This window comes from Vibrio sp. GLN_1, assembly GCF_043106015.1.
Lineage (GTDB): Bacteria > Pseudomonadota > Gammaproteobacteria > Enterobacterales > Vibrionaceae > Vibrio > Vibrio parahaemolyticus.
In genome coordinates this window covers 918,945-939,141 of record NZ_JBICMD010000036.1, presented here as the reverse complement: position 1 = coordinate 939,141, position 20,197 = coordinate 918,945, and the positions used below count along the sequence as shown (strand labels likewise).

At 45.9% G+C, this 20,197-nt stretch carries 16 protein-coding genes; 11 read left to right on the top strand and 5 right to left on the bottom strand.

Annotation, left to right across the window (positions count from 1 at the left end; translation table 11 throughout):
* Positions 1-129: 129 nt before the first annotated feature.
* Positions 130-1,059 (top strand): SRPBCC family protein, encoded by a 930-nt coding sequence (locus ACF8OV_RS21945; protein ID WP_025556604.1) that lies wholly within the window; start codon positions 130-132, stop codon positions 1,057-1,059.
* Positions 1,060-1,190: 131 nt separating this feature from the next.
* Entirely contained in the window at positions 1,191-2,480 is a 1,290-nt protein-coding gene (locus ACF8OV_RS21940) for an alkaline phosphatase (RefSeq protein ID WP_025556602.1), read from the top strand.
* A gap of 116 nt (positions 2,481-2,596) precedes the next feature.
* Here ACF8OV_RS21940 and ACF8OV_RS21935 read toward each other — a convergent pair whose 3' ends face one another.
* The 5 genes from ACF8OV_RS21935 to ACF8OV_RS21915 all read right to left on the bottom strand — a co-directional run bounded on the left by ACF8OV_RS21935 (position 2,597) and on the right by ACF8OV_RS21915 (position 9,289).
* Positions 2,597-3,052, bottom strand: coding sequence for a hypothetical protein (locus ACF8OV_RS21935; protein ID WP_021452271.1), 456 nt, complete (start codon positions 3,050-3,052; stop codon positions 2,597-2,599).
* A gap of 12 nt (positions 3,053-3,064) precedes the next feature.
* Entirely contained in the window at positions 3,065-4,843 is a 1,779-nt protein-coding gene (locus tag ACF8OV_RS21930; RefSeq protein ID WP_025520271.1) for a S8 family peptidase, read from the bottom strand.
* A gap of 281 nt (positions 4,844-5,124) precedes the next feature.
* Positions 5,125-5,466 (bottom strand): hypothetical protein, encoded by a 342-nt coding sequence (locus ACF8OV_RS21925; RefSeq protein ID WP_005463744.1) that lies wholly within the window; start codon positions 5,464-5,466, stop codon positions 5,125-5,127.
* A gap of 28 nt (positions 5,467-5,494) precedes the next feature.
* Entirely contained in the window at positions 5,495-7,408 is a 1,914-nt protein-coding gene (locus ACF8OV_RS21920) for a diguanylate cyclase (protein WP_020837968.1), read from the bottom strand.
* A 624-nt stretch (positions 7,409-8,032) separates the two neighbouring features.
* Positions 8,033-9,289: an aromatic amino acid transport family protein gene (locus ACF8OV_RS21915; RefSeq protein WP_005499076.1), complete on the bottom strand. Its 1,257-nt coding sequence runs from the start codon at positions 9,287-9,289 to the stop codon at positions 8,033-8,035.
* A 366-nt stretch (positions 9,290-9,655) separates the two neighbouring features.
* On the opposite strand from ACF8OV_RS21915, the gene ACF8OV_RS21910 reads away from it, so the two are divergent.
* The 9 genes from ACF8OV_RS21910 to ACF8OV_RS21870 all read left to right on the top strand — a co-directional run bounded on the left by ACF8OV_RS21910 (position 9,656) and on the right by ACF8OV_RS21870 (position 20,193).
* Positions 9,656-10,090, top strand: coding sequence for a GNAT family N-acetyltransferase (locus ACF8OV_RS21910; protein WP_005499071.1), 435 nt, complete (start codon positions 9,656-9,658; stop codon positions 10,088-10,090).
* A 307-nt stretch (positions 10,091-10,397) separates the two neighbouring features.
* Positions 10,398-13,061, top strand: a complete 2,664-nt coding sequence (locus ACF8OV_RS21905; RefSeq protein ID WP_203504075.1) for a nitrate reductase — start codon at positions 10,398-10,400, stop codon at positions 13,059-13,061.
* Positions 13,062-13,081: 20 nt separating this feature from the next.
* Positions 13,082-13,987, top strand: coding sequence for a uroporphyrinogen-III C-methyltransferase (gene cobA / locus ACF8OV_RS21900; RefSeq protein ID WP_203504072.1), 906 nt, complete (start codon positions 13,082-13,084; stop codon positions 13,985-13,987).
* Complete coding sequence (locus tag ACF8OV_RS21895) at positions 13,984-14,937, top strand: glycosyl transferase family protein (protein ID WP_047725604.1); 954 nt, start codon at positions 13,984-13,986, stop codon at positions 14,935-14,937. Before cobA ends, ACF8OV_RS21895 begins: the two co-directional genes overlap by 4 nt.
* 168 nt (positions 14,938-15,105) lie before the next feature.
* Positions 15,106-16,023 (top strand): dienelactone hydrolase family protein, encoded by a 918-nt coding sequence (locus ACF8OV_RS21890; RefSeq protein WP_203504276.1) that lies wholly within the window; start codon positions 15,106-15,108, stop codon positions 16,021-16,023.
* A gap of 63 nt (positions 16,024-16,086) precedes the next feature.
* Complete coding sequence (locus tag ACF8OV_RS21885) at positions 16,087-16,668, top strand: ANTAR domain-containing response regulator (protein WP_025500874.1); 582 nt, start codon at positions 16,087-16,089, stop codon at positions 16,666-16,668.
* A gap of 266 nt (positions 16,669-16,934) precedes the next feature.
* The gene (locus ACF8OV_RS21880) at positions 16,935-18,299 is read left to right on the top strand and encodes a CmpA/NrtA family ABC transporter substrate-binding protein (RefSeq protein ID WP_023623628.1); all 1,365 of its coding nucleotides are present in this window, start codon (positions 16,935-16,937) and stop codon (positions 18,297-18,299) included.
* Between the two features lie 80 nt (positions 18,300-18,379).
* A complete protein-coding gene (locus tag ACF8OV_RS21875) occupies positions 18,380-19,345 on the top strand; it encodes an ABC transporter permease (protein WP_071652909.1) in 966 nt (321 codons plus the stop codon).
* Between the two features lie 11 nt (positions 19,346-19,356).
* A complete protein-coding gene (locus ACF8OV_RS21870) occupies positions 19,357-20,193 on the top strand; it encodes an ABC transporter ATP-binding protein (protein WP_203504070.1) in 837 nt (278 codons plus the stop codon).
* Positions 20,194-20,197: the final 4 nt, after the last annotated feature.

Genomic DNA, 20,197 nt, shown 5'->3' with positions numbered 1-20,197 from the left:
GCCAATGAAGCCAGAGTTAACGTTCTGGCTTTTTTGTCTCACTTTTTACCTCTAACTCATAGTGAAACAAGAAAAAACTGGGATTTGATTTAGAATAAGTAGAGCGAAACAGAAACTTAAGGAATGGCTATGCTTGCTTATCAGGTCAGCAAAAGTATTGAAATCAACAAATCTCAAAGTGAGATCATCGATTATCTAAAGGATTTTAAAAACTGGCCTGAGTGGTCTCCTTGGATCATTTTGGAGCCAAGCTGCGAGCTGACTTACAGTGACAATCAAGGCCACGTTGGTGCTGGTTACCAATGGAATGGGCAACGAATTGGAACGGGGGCGGTTGTTCTGGAAAGCACACAAGAACATCGTTTAGACATGGAGCTGCATTTTTTTCGCCCCATCAAAAGCCACGGCAAGGTGACGCTCATCGTGACGCCGTCACAAGATGGTTGTACCGTAGAGTGGCAAATGCAGTCTCGTGTTCCTTGGTATCTGTTTTTTCTGAAAACGATGTTCAAATCCATGGTTGAAATGGATTACGATCGTGGACTCAAGATGCTAAAAAGCCAGTTAGAAACTGGGCAAATATTGTCGCAGTTGAGCGAAATCGGCACTCGTCATCAAGATTTGATTCATTACGTTGGTTTGCAAGGTTCAGGCACAATTCCTGAGCTTGGTCCAATCATGAAAAAGCAAACTCAAAGTCTATACGAACTGATGCAGAAAGAAAGTCTGCCCGTCAACGGCGAACTGTTCTGCTATTACCTTTCAATGGACATGAAGCTCGGTCATTTTGAATTTGTAACCTGCTTGCCCGTGAGTGAAATGGTAGAGGTACCAAATGGTTTTGTGTTTGGCACGATTCCAGCGTGTGAAACTTTTGTGATTGAGCACAAAGGTGACTACCAGTTTTTGGGCAATGCGTGGTCGTTAGGGATGAATTTGACACGCCAAAACGGCATAAAAGTGAAGAGCAAGCCTTTGGGGATTGAGTGCTACTTGAATAACCCGAATGAGACACCTAAAGCTGGCCTACGTACAGAAGTGATCCTATTTAAGAAATGATTTGGGTTGCAAAACCATGATGTAACACGCGGTTTCATCCTAACTGAATGATAGTATTGATGAATACTTGTAAGCAAAACAGTAATTAAAGTGACGGCTTATACTCGCAGTCACTTTTTCATGGATGAAATATGACAATCAGATACTCTTTACTTGCGGCCAGTTTACTGGCCGGGTTTGTTCACGCCAATGAAACACCGAAAAATATTATTTATATGATCGGTGATGGAATGGGCCCTGCCTACACAACCGCCTACCGTTATTATCAAGATAACCCAGAAACTAAACAGATTGAGCCTACAGTCTTTGACTCGATACTGGTTGGCATGGCTCACACCTATCCCGATGATGATACTTATGTCACTGACAGTGCAGCAGGCGCGACGGCCTTAAGCAGTGGTATAAAGAGTTACAATGGCGCCGTCGCTGTCGATACCCATAAAAAGCCAGTTAAAACGATGTTGGAAGTAGCGAAAGAGCAGGGCATGACAACCGCTTTGGTGGCGACTTCGCAAATTAACCACGCGACGCCCGCAAGCTTTGCCGCGCACAACGAATCTCGTCGTAATTATGATCAGATAGCAGACGACTACTTGGATAACAAAGTAAATGGAAAGCTGCCCGTCGATCTGTTACTTGGTGGAGGTGTTCGATACTTTGAGCGTGAAGACAGAAACCTGATTGAAGAATTTAAAACGCAGGGTTATCAATACCTAACGGATTTTGATACCTTGCCTTCGTTGCAAACATTGCCTGCGATTGGGTTGTTTGCCGACAAAGCATTTCCGTTTGCTTTGGATGAGAATCCCAACCGACTCGAGAAGATGACGAACAAGGCGCTGTCGTTATTGTCGCGCTCAGAGCATGGCTTTTTCGTTATGATCGAAGGAAGCCAAATCGACTGGTGCGGTCATGCGAATGACATAGCATGCGCGATGGCAGAAATGGATGATTTTGCTAAGTCGATTGCTTTAGCCAAGGCGTATGTTGATGCTCATCCTGACACTTTGCTCGTTGTCACCGCCGATCACTCCACGGGAGGTTTAACTATCGGCGCAAATGGTCAATACGACTGGAAAACGGATGTGATCAAAGGCGTGCATCAAACGGCGTGGCCATTAGCAACGTCACTTGCAAAGGGTTCAGACATCAAACAAGTGTGGTCAGAATCAGTAGATTGGGTGCTATCAGATGTGCAATTTGAGCTCCTCATTGACGCGAAGAAGAGTGAAGAGCCCGCGAAAGCGCTTTATCAAGCCGTAAAGTCAATCATCAACGATCAAAGCCTTACAGGTTGGACGACAAAAGGACATACCGCGGTGGATGTTCAGGTGTTTGCTTATGGTAAGGGGTCACAAGCATTCGTTGGCTCTCAGAACAATACCGATATCGCAAACAAGTTGATTGGTTATCTTCAATAAGAGATGTTTTTTAGCCGAAGATAAGTTAGAAGTTACTCTGTAAACGAAAGAACAAAGAAAATGCCTCAGCAATTGCTGAGGCATTGTTTTAGAAGCCAACTTCTCTTGCTAGAGAATTATTGTGCACGGTATTTACCGCTGTTTAGTTCAATTTTAGACGCTTTGACGCGACTGTCAGCATTCAAGTAATCGCTGATGCTAAGCAAGTCTTGTCCTTCAGAAGCTTTTAGCACCGCAGATTCACCATTTGCAAACACAACGTCTAGCTTTAACTCTTTTGCTACTGCTTTGGCATCAGCGGCGTTGTTTACGGTGATGTAGATAAGTCCCGTCGCTTTAGACACATTGCCAAACGCGTTCTTAAACACCTCGTCACCGGCTTGCAGTTTAACCGCTTCAGAGAGATTGCTCACCGTGTTCGTTTGCACTTTACGATACGCTTCACCATTCACCTCAACCGCATCAGAAGGAACAAACAACTCGGGATTTGGTTGTTGCGACAACTGCGTTTCGGCATAGGCTGCGTTGGCTATTAGTGAAAGAGCCAAAATAGAAAATGTCTGATATTTCATGTGATTGACTCCTTAGTGGCCAAAGATACGCATAGACCAGTTTTTGATAACTCCTGGCTTTGCGTTGTTCGCCATCGGTACATCATAGATAGCGGATGAGTTGAAGTAAGCGATAAATGAGAAGACTTCATCACCGTTTGTATCGATAGCTCTCAGTGTCCATTCACCCTTGGCATTCTCGCCGTAGAATTGGTTAGACAACATCAGTTGGTTTTCGTAACCCGTAATGTTTGGATCAAGAGACTGCCCAATAAGGCCGTTACGTGGTGTTTGCAATACGGAGCGAGTGCCTGATGGGGAAACAAGCTCGATTGCCAAATCAGGTAGACGCGAGTGCTCTAGCGTCAGCTGCACCTGTACAGACTCAACGGTAATGTCGTCAGTAATTGCGATGTTTGACGAACCACCAGCAAGGCTTGCATCTGGCACACTGACTTCTGTTGCATTGTTTGCCCACGGTGTGATGATTTGCGCTGGCAGAACATTGTTTGTCATGCGAGCGCGTTTCATCGCTTCATCCAAATCAACGGCACCAAAACCATAGAAGGTATGGAAGTTCACGCCAGCCGCGTTTTTCTGCCAAGGTGAGATTGCTTCGTAGCTCACCAACTCGCCTTTATCATTGGTAAATTCAAGTTGAACACCCGGATGTTCGGCATCGGTAACGCGTGCGGTTTCTGCTAGCAACGCACGAACATCACGGGCAGATAAAGCGTGGTTGGTTGACATGATAGCGGCGATTGCACCAGAAGTGTTCGGCGCAGCCGATGATGTGCCGTTCATGGTGCTGGTGTAATTACAGTTTGGGTCAAGCTCTGTACCACCGTGTAGACCATTAATACCAAGGCCGTCACTGGTGTTTTGTCCTTCTTCACATCCCATCAGGTCAGTGGTGACCATCGCAGGGAAGTCTTGCCCGTATTCCCCTGCTGGCGCGGCAACCCACACGTTAGCGCCAACAGAAGAGTAACTTGCTCGGGTGCCATCTGCGCGTAGCGCGCTGGTGACAAGGTTGAAGTAGCTTGAGTTGTCGTAAGATTGCGCCGAGTTGTGCATCGGTAAACCTTGGTTTCCTCCTCCCGCGAAGAAATCGCTAGGAAGAACGAAGAATCGTCCAGTGTTGAAATAGCGGTAACCATTCCCCGCAGACTTGACAAACAGTGCACCGCGGCCCCAAGCGTTCGTTTCGCTGACGTTCTGCATGACATCCATTTCAAGCTTGAACTCTGGGTCATTCTCATCAAACGCGATTGGGTTGATCGGACTAAAGCCATAGCTTTGGTTAAATACGCGTACATCTCGCGTCGCTGGGTCCATACCGTGAGAAATTAACCAACCTTCTAATGTTTGGTTTGCAAGCCAGTTAAAACCAACAAGCGAAGAGCGAGAAGCAACGCCGCGTCCACCTTCACCATTGTTACCTACCGCACTAATCAAACCAGCAACGGCAGTACCGTGGCCGTTAGTGTCGACGGGATAACTGGATGGGAATAAAGAGTCTTCAACGAAGTTTCTGCTACCTGTGACTACGTTGCCTGCAAGGTCTGGGTGATCGATCTGCACACCAGAATCAATGACCGCAACTTTAACGCCAATACCGGCAATGCCCATGGCTTGCGTAAGTTTGGTGTTTAAGTCATTACCCGCAACAGCAGGGTTTGCTGCGAATGCAGTTTGGCCAGTGTTGTCGAGATGCCATTGTTCTGAATAGAGCGGATCAAACGCCGAGACGGCAGGTGCAAGGCCCACAGCCAACATAGCGGCAAATAGGCGAGTAAAGCGTGTTTCCATTTGTGACCTCATGTCTTTGTTTGGAATTTTTGTCCCTGTTCGATACTCCTTTAAACAGGAATGAATAAAACTAGCGGCAAAGAATGAGGACGCAAACTGTTTACAAATTGTTTACGTTGTTTTTTCGACGGACTGCGTAAATTGATGTTAACTCACTGAAGTAAAGGAAGGTTTTGGCTGATCTTGATCATTGTTAGCTGTAAAAAAGCAGAAAGTTGGTAAGGACTTTCTGCTTTCTATCTCATCTGTTAGCTGGAGAGAGGTGATAGCTACTACAGTTACTATTTGGTGGAGGCCGGCTGAATGGTTGCCATCGGTTTGCGCGGTGCTGGCTTTTTCTTTGGTAGCACGCTATCGACAAACTTCTCCAAATACCACTTATTCAATTCGTTATCGCACCATTTTTTATTGAGTCCACGGCGGTTGAATTCTGCACCAATCGCGACTTTGGTTTGGTTCGTTGAACGATTGTAATACAGCGTCTCACAAAGTTGAGTATTGCTCATTTGTTGAGCATACATGTTCACACTGCTGCTACGCATGCCCATTTGCGACGCTTGTTGATTACTACAAGCGGATAAAACAACAGGAGAAAGCAAGGCGAATATTAATTTTTTCTTCATGGAAGTATCTATTTACTCGTGGACGCCATTAAGACGTCGAGTGAATCTTAAATTGGTTTCTGCCCGCTTGTTTTGCGTCATATAACGCTTGGTCGGCCAAGAAGAACCATTGGTCCCACTCTTGTTTGATGGTTTGGGCTGATAACCGGTCGACCGCACCAAGCGAAATTGTGGCGTTTATTGGCTTAGAGTCAATGATTAATGGCGTATTTTCAATGACATGTCTCAAACGCTCTAGCGATTTCGCACAATCATTTGGATCGTTCACCTCCACCAGCAACACAAATTCTTCACCGCCCCAGCGAATCAGCAGGTCACCTGAACGAGTAGATTCGTTGAAGATAGAGGCAATGTGCATCAACATTTGGTCGCCGATGTCGTGACCATAAGTGTCGTTAAACGCTTTGAAATGGTCGACATCAAGAACCGCAAGCGCGAAGGTTCTATCTGGAGTGCGGCGGGCCATCTTCTCTAACCAGACTTCTAAATAGCGGCGATTGTGAAGGCCAGTCAAAAGATCTGTAGTACTTTCTTGCGTCAGTGCTTTATTGATCTTTTTGACTCGCAAAACATAACGGAAACCCACCACACCAATGGCTGCAATAGCGATAAAGTAGAACATTTCGCGATAACGTTGCGAGCGCAACTCAGAGGCTTGAAGTGCGTTTTTCGTCTCAAGCAAATTCAATTCTTTCTGAGCCAGTTTCGCTTCAAGATCAAACTTAATGTTGATCATTTCTTCGCCGTGAATGTGCTCAGAAAATTCTTCTTCAAGTGCTCTCAACTGAGACAAATAGCGGAAGGCGGCTTCATAATTTTGCAGCACTTGGTTGGCGTTGACCAAAACCGACAACATATCGATACGCTGTTTTAGCTCAAGCTCATTGGTTGATTTGGTTTGTTCTAGGACGAGGAGAGCGGTTCGAATCGCTTTGTCGTATTGCTTGTCGGCGAGATACGCTTCGGCAAACGCTTCATGGCATGGCATCTTAATGATTTCGATGCCGTCTGGGTTAGGTAACTCAACACAGCGTTGTGCGAGCAGTAGGGCATCGTCTGTTTTACCGATGCTACTTAGCATTTGAGAAAAGTTGGACAATGAATGATGTTTAATGACATCCGACCCTGTTTGCATTGAGCGTCGAATCGCCTCATGGAAGTAGTATTCGGCTTTCTCACTGTCTCCTAAGCCAAGATGAACAATGCTTAAGTTGGCATAGATTACGCCAATAAAGAAACTGTTGTCGTACTCATATTCGCTGCTCTCATATACATCGAGTGCTTGTTTTAGATAGTTGCTTGCGCGATTCCAATCGGAGGAGTCTAAATAGACAGTACCGATGTTGTTAAGCGTCATCGCAACTTGAATCTCAAACACTGTATTTTCAAGTAACTCGTAGGCGGTACGATAATGTTTTAATCCGTTGTGGATTTGGTTACGCGCAATTTCTAAATTTCCCATCCAGCGATAAGCGCGGCCTTGCAGCGCCAGATAGCCAATATCACGAGACTCCCCAATTACATCGTGGAGCAAAAGCTCTGCGTGCCAATCGTCATCCAACTCAATCATTCGAATCGCTTTGTTCAATTTTGCTTCTGCGACAACCCAAGGCATATTGTGTTTTCGACCAAACTCGATCAAATCTGGCATGTCGTCAGGTAGGGGAACACCTTCATAGCGTTCTAAATAAATACGAGCAAAATAGTAGAGGGCGAGCGTTTCGGGCGAAGCATCTTGCGGAACCGTGAGCACATTTTCTTTGATTGAGCGAGGCTTACCCATAGAACGGAAGTAGGTACTCAACATGGGTTGGCTTTCGGGCGAAATGTGTTCTTCGAGATAGATATGTTTATCTGTATTGGCGAAGACATAACCAGTCTGGAAGAAGAGTCCAATCACCGCTAATAGAGCGCAAGACAGCGTTTTAATCGGAAAGTGCATGAGCTTATTAATAAATTGTGATCTCGTTAAGTAGCAGTACTTGCTAAGTCTATCACTTCTTATCTATTAAGTGCTTATGGATTCCCCAAGAATAAGGGATTTTAAGGCGAGTATAATTGATTGATTTGATTTAATTTTTTGATTTATAAAGAAAAGTGCTTTTTATAAGTTGGGAAATAATTTTAATCGCAATATAAGGGAACCGGAGGTTTTGACTGAGAAATAGCGATAATCGATGAAGATATTTCCATGTGAATTATGTGTGATACTGCTCCCAAAAGTAATTCCGATCTCCAAAAGATGATTTTGGTGTCATAAATATTTAATGTTTGTATGGGTTGTTAAAAAAATGGATATTCGACATAGTGTTATTAAGCCAAAGTAAATTGGCTGTTCATAACAAACAGGAGATTATTTATGCATAACGAAATGATTCAACCGTCGCACTTCGGCATCATTGCTCGCACTTGTATCGCCTCAGTAGTAATGTTGGCGGGTGTTTTCGCTCTTATTTAGTGGAGTGACGTAAGCTAGATTACGTTTTAGAAAACAAAAGCAAAATTCAGGGAATTACCTTCAGTTGTAAACGGTATTCCCCTGAAAATCACTCAAAGTAACCCCTTCTTAGCTGAGTAAGCTAAAAACCAAAGCACTTACCGCAACAATACCTGTGATCAGAACAAAATAGGTAGAGAGCTTTCCACGATACTGCTTCATCGACTCAATCTTATGTACCGCCAACATCGGCATAATGAACAAGATCATTGCGATAACTGGCCCAGATAACGCTTCCATCATGCCTAAAATACTTGGGTTCATGATTGCTGCAGCCCAAATTGACAAGAAAAGAACCACTACGCTAATACGATCAACACGTGTTTCAGACAAATTTGAGTGCTTTGTGATTAAGCCGTTCAAGCTTTCACGTGCGCCTAAGAAATGACCAAGGAAAGAAGAAGTGATCGCGACAAACGCCACCAAAGGACCAAGTGTTGCGATGAACGGGTTATCCGTTGCGTTTGCAAGGTAAGAGAGTACGGATACGTTTTGCGCTTTTGCCTGTGCAAGTTGCTCTGGCGATAGTGCTAATACGCACGAGAAAACAAACAATAGCACGAATGCGATAAGCATGATGCTCGTGCGACGTAAAATCAGTTCGGCTTTTGCATCGGCATCATCGCCGTAGTGTCGGCGCTGAACATTGGCAAAGCTAGAGATCGCTGCTGCATGGCTAAACGAGAAAATCACAACAGGAACGGCTAACCACATTGTGCTCGCAAACGCACCCATGTCCGGTGTATCAAGCACGGGCATTGTCCAGTTCGGCATTAAGTAGAATGAGAGGAAAGCGAGAATCGCAACAAGTGGGTACACCATAACGGCAAACGCGCGCAGCATCACTTTTTCGCCCGCCATCATAATGGCAATCAAAGCGAACACTAATACGCCCGAAAGTAGCTCGCGTGGTAAGGCTTCCATTCCCGCTTGGTTCACCATAAAGCTGTCTACAGTATTGGTGATGCCCACGCCGTAAATTAACAGGATAGGAAAAATCGATAGGAAATAAAGCAGAGAGATTGAACGTCCCGCTTTTGCGCCAAAGTGTTCTTCAACCACATCGGTAAAGTCGGCATTTTTGATCTTAGAAGACAATACAAAGCGCGCTAAACCGCGATGGGCGAGGTAAGTCATTGGAAATGCCAAAAACGCCATTGCGACTAGTGGCCAAAACCCACCGATGCCCAAGTTGATTGGCAGAAACAAAATACCGGCACCAACGGCGGTCCCGAATAGGCTAAGTACCCAATGTGTGTCATGTTTTGACCAAGAGGTTGTTGTGTTTAATTCACTAGAATTTAACGTATTTCGAGATTCTTTCACTTAAGACTCGCCTTTATAAAAATAATAATGTGGCGGATGGTATCTGTTTTAGTGATTGTTATCACATCAACTATGTGGTGAATCGTGCTGATAAAAAGACAATTTTGTAAATTATCAAACTATGAATATTTTTAAAAACTAGATTTATATTCTGTACTTTGGTGTGTAAATTGAAGTTATTTACCAAATTTTCAATATTTTTTGGTTTTAGATTTTGTGGTTAAAATGTATCCATGGTGGTATTTGCTATGGATGAGGGCAAGGAAAGTGTTCCGCTCCAACTGTTTGAGTTGACAGCAAAAGTTGGGTTTAACGAAGGATTCCTCTATATTGCCGCAAACAAAGGAGTTTAGGAGTAGAGTTGAGATGGACATTTTGTCTGCGCGTAAAGAAGATTTAGCCGCTGTTTATGCTTTAGAAAACAAGTTGTTTGGAGAACATTCGTATCCTCAGTTTTTTATACGACAAGCGTACGATTGTTGGGGTGAAAGCTTGTTAGTTGCAAAGGAAGGAGAAGCAGTTGCTGGTTATGTGCTTTTAACCACCAGCAATGTCGCGAAGCACTATTGGATAATGTCGCTAGCCGTAAATTCCGAATTTCGCGGTCGAGGAATCGCGAGATCATTAGTTGAGCGGGTGATGGCACCTCTGGCCGAAGGTTCTAGTGTTAAACTGACGGTTGACCCTCTCAACCAACCTGCATTGTCTCTCTATCAATCTATGGGTTTTACCGTACTAGAAGAAGAAGCGAACTACTTCGGTGATGAAGAATCCCGTTTGGTGATGGAATTCGTAAAGTAGGCCTGCACAGAAATGAGTCCAATCTGCACTTAAAATGTGCGGATTTAAAAATGTGCCGTTCATCATTTTTCATAATGCCTTGTAATTAAAGCATTTTCATTATTGGCACTTTGTTTGCTATTTGTAGAATGTTCATCGTTAACTCGATGACCGCTCTCCAGAGCAGGCGGAGATGCGGGTTAGGGTATTACTTTTTAAAAATGTACTTACAGCGTTAAAGGCATTGCAGCCTCTCCAGTTTGGAGAGGCTTTTTTTTGCTCGCATGGTTGGGTTTGTAAGTCGTGTTGGTTAATAGCAGGAGGCGTAATGTCGCAAGGATGCAGAAAAACGACCTGTCCTTATTGCGGGGTAGGATGCGGGGTTGAAGTAAACTCAAAAGGAATTGTTGGGGACGATAACCATCCTGCGAACGCGGGAGCCTTATGTGTGAAAGGTGTTGCGTTGGCTGAAAGCTTAAACATGCCATCACGCCTTTTGTATCCGAAGCTTGTCACCAAGGAGCGGCCACAAGGTAAAGAAATTCACTGGTCGCAAGCCACAAACATGATTGCTGAAAAGATCCATCAAGCTAAAGCGGAGTTTGGGCCTGATTCCGTCGCGATGTATGTGTCAGGTCAGTTATTAACGGAAGACTATTACGTTGCTAACAAGCTGATGAAAGGGTACGTCGGCAGCGCTAATATCGATACGAACTCCCGTTTGTGTATGTCTTCGGCGGTTGCGGCTCATGTACGAGCATTTGGCGAAGATGTCGTTCCCGTCAATTACGACGACATTGATAGCACGGAATTACTGATTATTTGCGGAGCGAATACGGCATGGACGCACCCGGTGTTATTTCGTCGTATTCAACAAGCGAGAGAGAACAATCCAAGTCTCAAGTTAGTGGTGATCGATCCACGAGAAACTGTTACGGCGCAGCAAGCCGATTTACATTTAGCGATAAAAAACGACGGCGACGTTTCATTGTTTAACGGTCTACTTAAATTTCTTATCGATCAGCCATGTCTTGATTCTCAATACATTCAATCTCATACCGATGGCTTTGATGCGATAGCGAGAGAAGTAACTCAACAACGTTACGATGTCACTAATTTAGCAACTGATGTAGGCGTTTCACAAGACAAACTCACAACGTTTTTCCAATGGTTTGCCCACAGCCCGACTGCGATTACGCTTTTTTGCCAAGGGGTTAACCAAGCCGAAAATGGTGTCGATAAAGGCAATGCGATCATCAATGCGCATTTAGCAACGGGTAAAATTGGCAGGGTGGGCTGTGGCCCGTTTTCCATTACCGGGCAACCTAATGCAATGGGTGGGCGAGAAGTCGGTGGTTTGGCAAACCAGTTAGCGGTTCATCGCGCTTTTGACGCAGGGTCTATCAAGCAAGTGCAGGCGTTTTGGGAGTCACCAGAAATCGCTACAAAACCGGGGCTAAAAGCGGTTGAACTGTTTGAAGCGGTTGAGCGTGGTGAGATTAAAGTTCTGTGGATCATGGCGACCAACCCCGTTGTCTCTTTGCCAGACAATCAGTTTGTTAAGAGGGCGCTAGAACGCTGTCCGTTTGTGATTGTCTCGGATATTACCGCTGAGTCGGATGTTGCGCGTTACGCCGACTTGGTGCTTCCGGCGGCTGGATGGGGTGAAAAACAGGGGATGGTAACTAACTCTGAGCGTCGACTTTCTAGGCAGCGCCAGTTTCAAACACCTCCCGGTGAAGCAAAGTCAGATTGGTGGGCGATAAGTCAAGTCGGACAAGCTCTGTGTGCATTGGAAAAGACACAAAGTGGCTTTGCGTTTACTTCTGAGCTGGCGGTATTCAAGGAATATGCGGCGATGACAGGTATGAATGCAGATTCACCATTGAAGCTAGATCTTTTTCAATACGCGAACTTAACCGAGCAAGAATACGAAGAGTGGGTGCCAACACAATGGGGAGGAGAGCGTCCTTTTGCTGATGGTGTCTATTCGCACCCAGATGGTAAAGCGCGTTTTGTCGTGGCCAGTGAATCTCCAACGAGTTTAGCCAGAACGAAAGGCTGGTGGCTTAATACGGGTAGACAACGAGATCAATGGCACACCATGACACGTACAGGCCATATTGCACACCTTGCCGCCTCTGAGTTAGAACCAACCGTGTACATGAACACACTCTCTGCCACTCAAAATCGTTTAAAAGCAGGACAACTCACCAAGCTGTTCCAGCCTACTTCAAACACCAGTATTTATGCCAAAGTTGCCATTGATGAAGGTTTAGGTTTTCAGGAGCTGTTTATGTCAATGCACTGGGCGGGTCGATATGGCGGTGAAAGCAGTGTTAACGCGATAGTAAACAGCGCAAAAGACCCTATTTCTGGGCAACCTGCGTTTAAGTCGTCTTATGTTGAAGTGCAAGACGCAGCGGTAAAAACCTACGGTATGTTCATCGGGACACAGTTTGATTCCAGCAAGTTTCTCTACAGCGCATTTCAAGCAGAAAGTAATTTGGGCATCTGGCGCTTTGCGCACGATAAACGACCAAAAAAGCAGAGTTTTTGTCGAACGGAAAAGAGCCGCAGAATTGCGATAGATATTGCCCAAGGTTGGCTAGCGGTGGATTACGACCTTGTTGGAGACGTTCGTATCATTCGTTCGGTTTTGGTGGTGTCTAGCGAACCGATTCAAACCGACTACACCAACTTTACCGGCTTGATTGGCAAGCCGATGGAGCTATCGCAACTGCTTACCATCACTCAATCGCAAAGCAGCGCCAAACTGATCTGTAGTTGTTTCCGCGTCACTGATAAACAAATACATGACGAGATGGAGAAACAAGACTGCACGTCAGTGACCCAACTTCAAAACAAACTCAAATGCGGTACTAACTGTGGCTCGTGCGTTTCTCAAATCAAACAGATGGTCGACAGTCATCAGCATCAAAAGGGCAAACAGCAAGCGAGCCAGCAAAGTCTGGCGATTCAAATAAAGTAAGTCACAAAGAGGATAAGCACATGGAAGCGCCTTATCAAAAGTCTTGGTTTAAGAAAGGACAAGCGGATCAGAATCAAGTACGTTCGTCTCGCTTTTCTAGGCATGACCAAGCAAGCAAACTGAACCAACTTTTAGAAGACCAATCCGTAGATCTAGATGTGAACCACAAAGGTTTTGTGTCGATTGTCGGAGCAGGCCCGCACGATCCAGACTTGTTAACAATAAAGGCTGTAAAAGCGATTATGTCAGCAGAGGTGCTGTTGTACGACCGTCTGGTTAACAAAGATATTTTGGAGTTGGCTTCGCCACAAGCCGATTGGATTTACGTGGGCAAACGATGCGGACAACCTAGTATAGGTCAGGAAGAAATCTGTGACTTGATGGTATCGCTCGCTCAACAAGGAAAGCGAGTTGTGCGCTTAAAAGGGGGAGATCCTTTTGTATTTGGCCGTGGAGGCGAAGAGGCGTTTGCACTCGTCAAACACTCAATCGCTTATGAAGTCATTCCGGGAATTACTGCAGCGATTGGTTGTTCGGCCAACAGCTTGATTCCGCTGACTCATCGTGGTGTTGCTCGCAGCGTTACCTTTGTAACAGGGCAAGTGGTTACGGGCGCATTTGATGCTTGGAGCCAACTGATGCAAAGCGGCCAAACATTGGTGTTCTACATGGGATTAGAAAAGTCATCGCAAATACAAACGGGTTTAATTAGCTCTGGTATGAGAGAAAATTTCCCTGTCGCGGTCATCACTCATGGCTGCAGCCCTCAACAACAAGTTCATGTTACCCAACTCAATCAGCTCAATGAGTTATCGATTACACTCAAAGGCATCAGCCCAGCATTGATTGTGATGGGAGAAGTTGTCAAACTGCGCGAACAACTAATAGAAACCGTACAGTCGGTGACGGAATACGAGGGAATATGAGCAGCATTTTGGAATGTATCAGAACAGTCGGTCGTGGCGAGCGTGGTAGAAAACCACTGAACTTTGACCAAGCGTTTCGAGTTATGGATGAATACCTAAACGGTGAGTGCGGCGATGATCAGATGGCGATGTTATTGATGCTGATCCGCGTACAAAACGAGACTCAACAAGAAATCGCTGGCTTTGTGAAAGCATTCCAATCGCGCATGCCTGCCATTGGCGCAGACATTGACTGGCCATGTTACGCAGGCAAACGTGAGGCGGCAGGTCAGCCTTGGCACCTGTTGGCAGCGAAAATCCTTGCTGACAACGGTCATAAAGTATTGATGCACGGTTATCACGACCGCCAATCTGGTCGTTTACACGCCGAAGATTACCTTGATAAGTTTGCGATCAAGAAAGCGGAATCAGCAGAAGACGCAAAGCGTGTGTTAGAAACACAAAACATCGTGTATCTACCGCTGAGTGCGTTTGCGCCGCAAGCAGAAACCATGATTGGTTGGAAGAATCGTTATGGTCTTAGAACGCCGATTAATACCGTGGTTCGAGCACTGAACCCGGGGCAGGCGACAGTCGGTATTCGTGGTAGCTTCCATCCTGGTTTTCAGCAGCTCCATGCTGAAGTCGAGTACGAAATTGGCCAAACGGCGCATGCTGTGGTGTCGTTTAAAGGCCAGTCGGGTGAGTCAGAATACAACCCGAAAGTGAGCCAGACAGTATGGCTTAGTCAACCCAGTGGCGTGACATCTCACTACTGGACAGAGCAAATGCTGTCAGAGGTGCCAATGCCTACTGTTTGTCCATTTGGTACAGAAGAAACCGACATGAATCAAATGGCGAACACGGTGTTAGCTACCATGACGGTTGTCTTGTTTGCTGAAATGCATGACAGAGAACAAGCTTTTGAACGTGCATTTTCGTACTGGGCGTCGTATTGCGCAGCGAACTGATTGCATGACTGCCTAACGATACAAAGTTGTTGGATCGGAGTCCTTTATCTATTGTTTGTGTATGCTCGTCAGTGATGAATTTATCACCACAAGTCTCTCTTTGCTGGTTAGCATAAACATCACCATTGCGGTGATGGGTTTACTTTTCGATAAGAAATGAGGACATGGATAATGCTAAAGCACACGACGTCAAGTGAAAAGGTGGCTCACCCCATCCCGCAAGAAGCCTTCGATTGGTACGACGAATACGCGCACGGAAAGATCTCGCGCCGAGAATTTCTTAATCGGCTTGGTGGCCTTGCGGTGCTAGGGTTTAGCATGACCGCACTGGTTGACGCGCTGACACCAAATTACGTGCTTGCCGAGCAAGTCTCCTTCAATGATCCTGAAATCAAAGCCACGTACGAAACCTTTTCGTCGCCGAATGGGCATGGTGAAGGGCGTGGTTACTTGGTGATGCCTCAGAAAAAGACCATCAAATCACCAACGGTTTTGGTGATTCATGAAAACCGTGGCCTCAACCCTTACATTAAAGACGTCGCGAGACGACTAGCGAAAGATGGTTTTATCGCCTTTGCTCCCGATGCTCTCTATCCGTTAGGTGGGTATCCGGGAAATGATGATGAAGGGCGAGCAATGCAAAAAGAGATGGACAGAGCCAAGATTGAGCAAGACTTTATAGCGGCCGCTAAATTTATCAAACAGCACGAACATGGAAACGGCAAGCTTGGCGCGGTTGGTTTCTGTTTTGGTGGTTATGTCGTCAATATGCTGGCAGCAGTTATGCCAAATGAGCTCGATGCAGGCGTACCTTTTTATGGAACACCCGCTGCAGAAGAGATTCAAAAACAAGTGAAAGGCCCATTAATGTTGCATTTCGCAGGGTTGGATAAACGTGTGAATGACACTTGGCCTTCGTACGAGCAGCAGTTGATTGCTTCAGGTGCGAAGTACCAAGCTTTGATGTATGAAAACGTCAATCATGGTTTCCACAACGACTCAACGGCACGTTACGCACCCGAGGAAGCGGCTCTTGCTTGGGAACGTACCTTAGCTTTCTTCAAAGAACATCTCATCGCCAGTTAATCGGAGTTGGCACATTCCTTGTTTTATCTCCTTTAGTGAGTGAGATATTAACAAGGAATGTGCATGACTCAATCAACGTCAAAAACACCCATTATCGTCTGCTGTGACAGCCTTCAAGAGCAAGCTCGATTGTCCGGCTTATTGAGCAAAGATTACGACAACATCATCGGTAGCCAATTGGCACAGTTAGAAACGCTGATACGGAGAGAACCATCGGCAAGAGTTGTGGTTGGATGGCAGCAGCCAACCGCAGAGCTGCGTTTGATCGTCGATTTCTGCCGACAAAAATCGGTACCACTTCTTATCGTGCTAAAGCAACTATCTTCTAATGATATCAATCGGTTATCAAGCCAAATGGATTATGTGTTGATGCCTCATGATACTGAGTTTGCTCTTCAACCTTGGATTGACCACGCAACCTTGGTACGTGAGCGGTTCGAGAGAATGAATTCAGAAATTGAATCGCTGACGAACAAGATTGAAGAGCGAAAGCTGGTGGAAAAAGCCAAAGGCTTATTGATGAAAGTGCACAATGTAGATGAGGAACACGCGTACAAAGCAATGCGAAACTCTGCAATGCAATCGAGTCAAACGCTTACTCAAGTTGCGAAGAACCTGATTACGGCATTGCAGTTAATGGATTAACTTCCTCTACTACTTTGGAGTTATGGTGAAAATTCTACCGTGGTGCGTGTTGCACTAACAGTAAGCAAATACAATTGTTTGGTAACTAGGGTCAACTCTAATTTGCTGTATTTAAAGTGAAAAATTAGTTGGCACAGTAATTGGATTAGTTAGAACGGGTTTATTGTTGAATCGCTTATCTCAATTATCAATGGCGGTAATTGCAGACTTAGCAACGGCGCTACTGCTCTTCGGAGTAGTAGCGCTTTTTTTATGGGAGCAATCCAATGAAATGGAGTTCGATGCTGAAAGTGTCAGCAATTTCGTTATCGGTAATCACCACGGTTAGCGCAAAGGCAGAGTTGGGTGAGCCAGAAATTGAAGACCTGAAGTTTGGTTTTATTAAGTTAACCGATATGGCGCCGCTAGCGGTTGCCTATGAGCAAGGCTTTTTTGAAGACGAAGGGTTATACGTCACGCTCGAAGCGCAAGCAAACTGGAAAGTGCTGTTGGACCGCGTTATCGATGGTGAACTCGATGGCGCGCATATGCTGGCAGGGCAGCCGTTGGGCGCGACGATTGGTATCGGAACAAAAGCAGAAGTGATTACCGCGTTCAGCATGGATTTGAATGGCAACGCAATCACGGTTTCCAATGACACGTGGGAACAGATGAAGCCACACATACCAAAGCAGCCAGATGGCAAACCTGTACATCCAATCAAAGCGGATTCGTTGAAGCCCGTCGTTGACAGTTATCGCGACAAGGGCAAGTCATTCAATATGGGCATGGTGTTTCCTGTTTCTACTCACAATTACGAGTTGCGTTATTGGCTTGCGGCTGGTGGGATTCATCCAGGTTTTTATGCACCAGACTCAGGCGATAACAGTGGTCAATTGGATGCTGACGTTCTTTTGAGTGTTACACCGCCACCACAAATGCCAGCCACAATGGAAGCGGGCACAATCAAAGGGTACTGCGTCGGCGAACCATGGAACCAGCAAGCCGTATTCAAAGGCATTGGTACGCCAGTCGTGACCGATTACGAAATTTGGAAGAACAACCCAGAGAAAGTGTTTGGTGTGTCCAAAGCATGGGCAGAAAAGAACCCCAACACGCACATTCGTGTCGTGAAAGCCCTGATTCGAGCGGCACATTGGTTGGATGAAAACAACAATGCCAACCGCCAAGAAGCGGTGAAGATGTTGGCGAAGAGCGAGTATGTGGGAGCCGATGCCGATGTTATCGCCAACTCAATGACAGGCACGTTTGAATACGAGAAAGGCGACAAACGAGACGTACCAGACTTCAACGTGTTCTTCCGTCATAACGCCACGTACCCGTACTACAGCGATGCGATTTGGTATCTGACCCAAATGCGCCGCTGGGGACAAATCTCAAGCGAGAAATCCGATGATTGGTACATGGATGTGGCGAAAGAGGTTTACCGTCCAGATATCTACCAACAAGCAGCTCAAGCGTTAATTGAAGATGGTGTGTTGAGTAAAAAAGATTTCCCAGATTTCAGCGTTGAAGATGGGTTTCGTGCACCACAAACACACTTTATCGACAACATCGTTTATGACGGCCGTGAGCCAAATAAGTATCTAGAGAAGTTCTCTATCGGGCTTAAAGGAAAAGACAAGGTTTAGGATGAGCAATCCTACTAAAAATTCAGGGGGCAGGTGAGTCTGCCCGCAATAACAAGGATGTAGATTTCTTAGGAGTGAGTATGTCTAGTAATGTCATTTCCCTTTTTCCTGCTAAGCAGGTAGTGAACCGAAGTCGGCTGGTGCTTTTGCCCGTCATTGGCTTGCTGATCTTTTTGGCAATGTGGCACTTAGCAGCGAGAGAAGTGCAAACTTCATTAGGTACGCTGCCGGGACCTGTGCAAACTTTTCAGCAGTTCAGCAACCTTGTCGATGACCATTGGCAAGAGCGAGAAAAGGAACAAGCGTTTACCGAACGTCAGGAAAAACGCAATGCTGCGAAGTTAGCCAAGAATCCAGACACGGAAGTGAAGATTCGTCCTTACACAGGTAAGCCTACGTTCTTCGATCAAATCATAACAAGCTTAGTGACTGTGACTGCGGGCTTTCTGTTGGCGACAGTTATCGCGATTCCACTTGGCATCGTGCTTGGTCTTAATCAAGGGCTGTATCAAGCGTTCAACCCAATCATTCAATTGCTCAAGCCTGTATCACCTTTGGCGTGGCTGCCTATCGTAACCATGGTGGTGAGTGCCACTTATGTGAGTGATGACCCGATGTTTGCAAAGTCGTTCATTAACTCTCTGCTCACAGTGGCGCTGTGTAGCTTATGGCCGACGCTGATTAACACTGCTGTGGGCGTGACGAGCGTTGATAAAGACTTAATCAACGTGAGCAAAGTGCTTCAACTTTCGTGGTGGCAGCACATTCGCACCATCGTTTTACCTTCTGCCATTCCAATGATCTTCACCGGTTTACGTCTTTCTTTAGGTATCGCTTGGATGGTGTTGATTGCGGCAGAAATGCTCGCTCAGAACCCAGGGTTAGGCAAGTTCGTTTGGGATGAATTCCAGAACGGCAGCTCGGCATCATTGGGTCGCATCATGGTGGCGGTCATCACTATCGGCTTTATTGGTTTGATGCTCGATAGAGGCATGCTGCAACTTCAAAAGTGGTTGTCTTGGAATAAACAACAAGCGTTGAGATAAGGGAAAAGATCATGGAAAAAGCATTATTAGATCTAACGCGTTTAGGGATGCGATTCCCAACGCCAGATGGCGAATTCATCGCGCTTAAGAACGTCGATTTACAAATCAATAAAGGTGAGTTTGTATCCCTGATTGGTCACTCTGGCTGTGGTAAATCAACGGTTTTGAACTTAGTCGCAGGGCTGTACATGCCAACAGACGGCGGCGTGATAGTCGATGGGCGAGAGGTGGCAGGGCCGGGACCCGACCGCGCGGTGGTGTTCCAAAACCATTCATTATTGCCTTGGTTAACCGTGTATCAAAACGTTGAGCTCGCAGTAAAACAAATTGCCGGCAAAAAGGGCAAAGCGTGGATTCAGGAGCAAGTGAATCACTATTTGGAGTTGATTCAAATGCAGCATGCCGCGCACAAAAAACCGGATGAAATCTCGGGTGGTATGAAGCAGCGAGTCGGCATTGCGAGAGCACTGGCACTTCAACCAAAGGTTTTGCTGATGGATGAACCATTTGGTGCGTTGGATGCGCTAACACGCGCGCATTTGCAGGATGCACTGATGAAGATTCAAGCCGAGCTAAACAACACGGTCATCATGATTACCCACGACGTGGATGAAGCCGTGCTGCTATCCGACAAAATCGTGATGATGACTAACGGACCGGCGGCAACCATTGGTGAAGTGTTAGAAGTGAATCTATCGCGCCCTCGTGAGCGTGTCGCACTGGCGGATGATGCGCAGTATCAGAAGTGTCGACAAGCGGTGCTGAAGTTCCTTTACGAGAAGCAATCCAAAGTCGAGATTCCGGCTTCGAAAGAAGACAAACCCAAAACCGCAGCGCAAACGGCATAAGGAG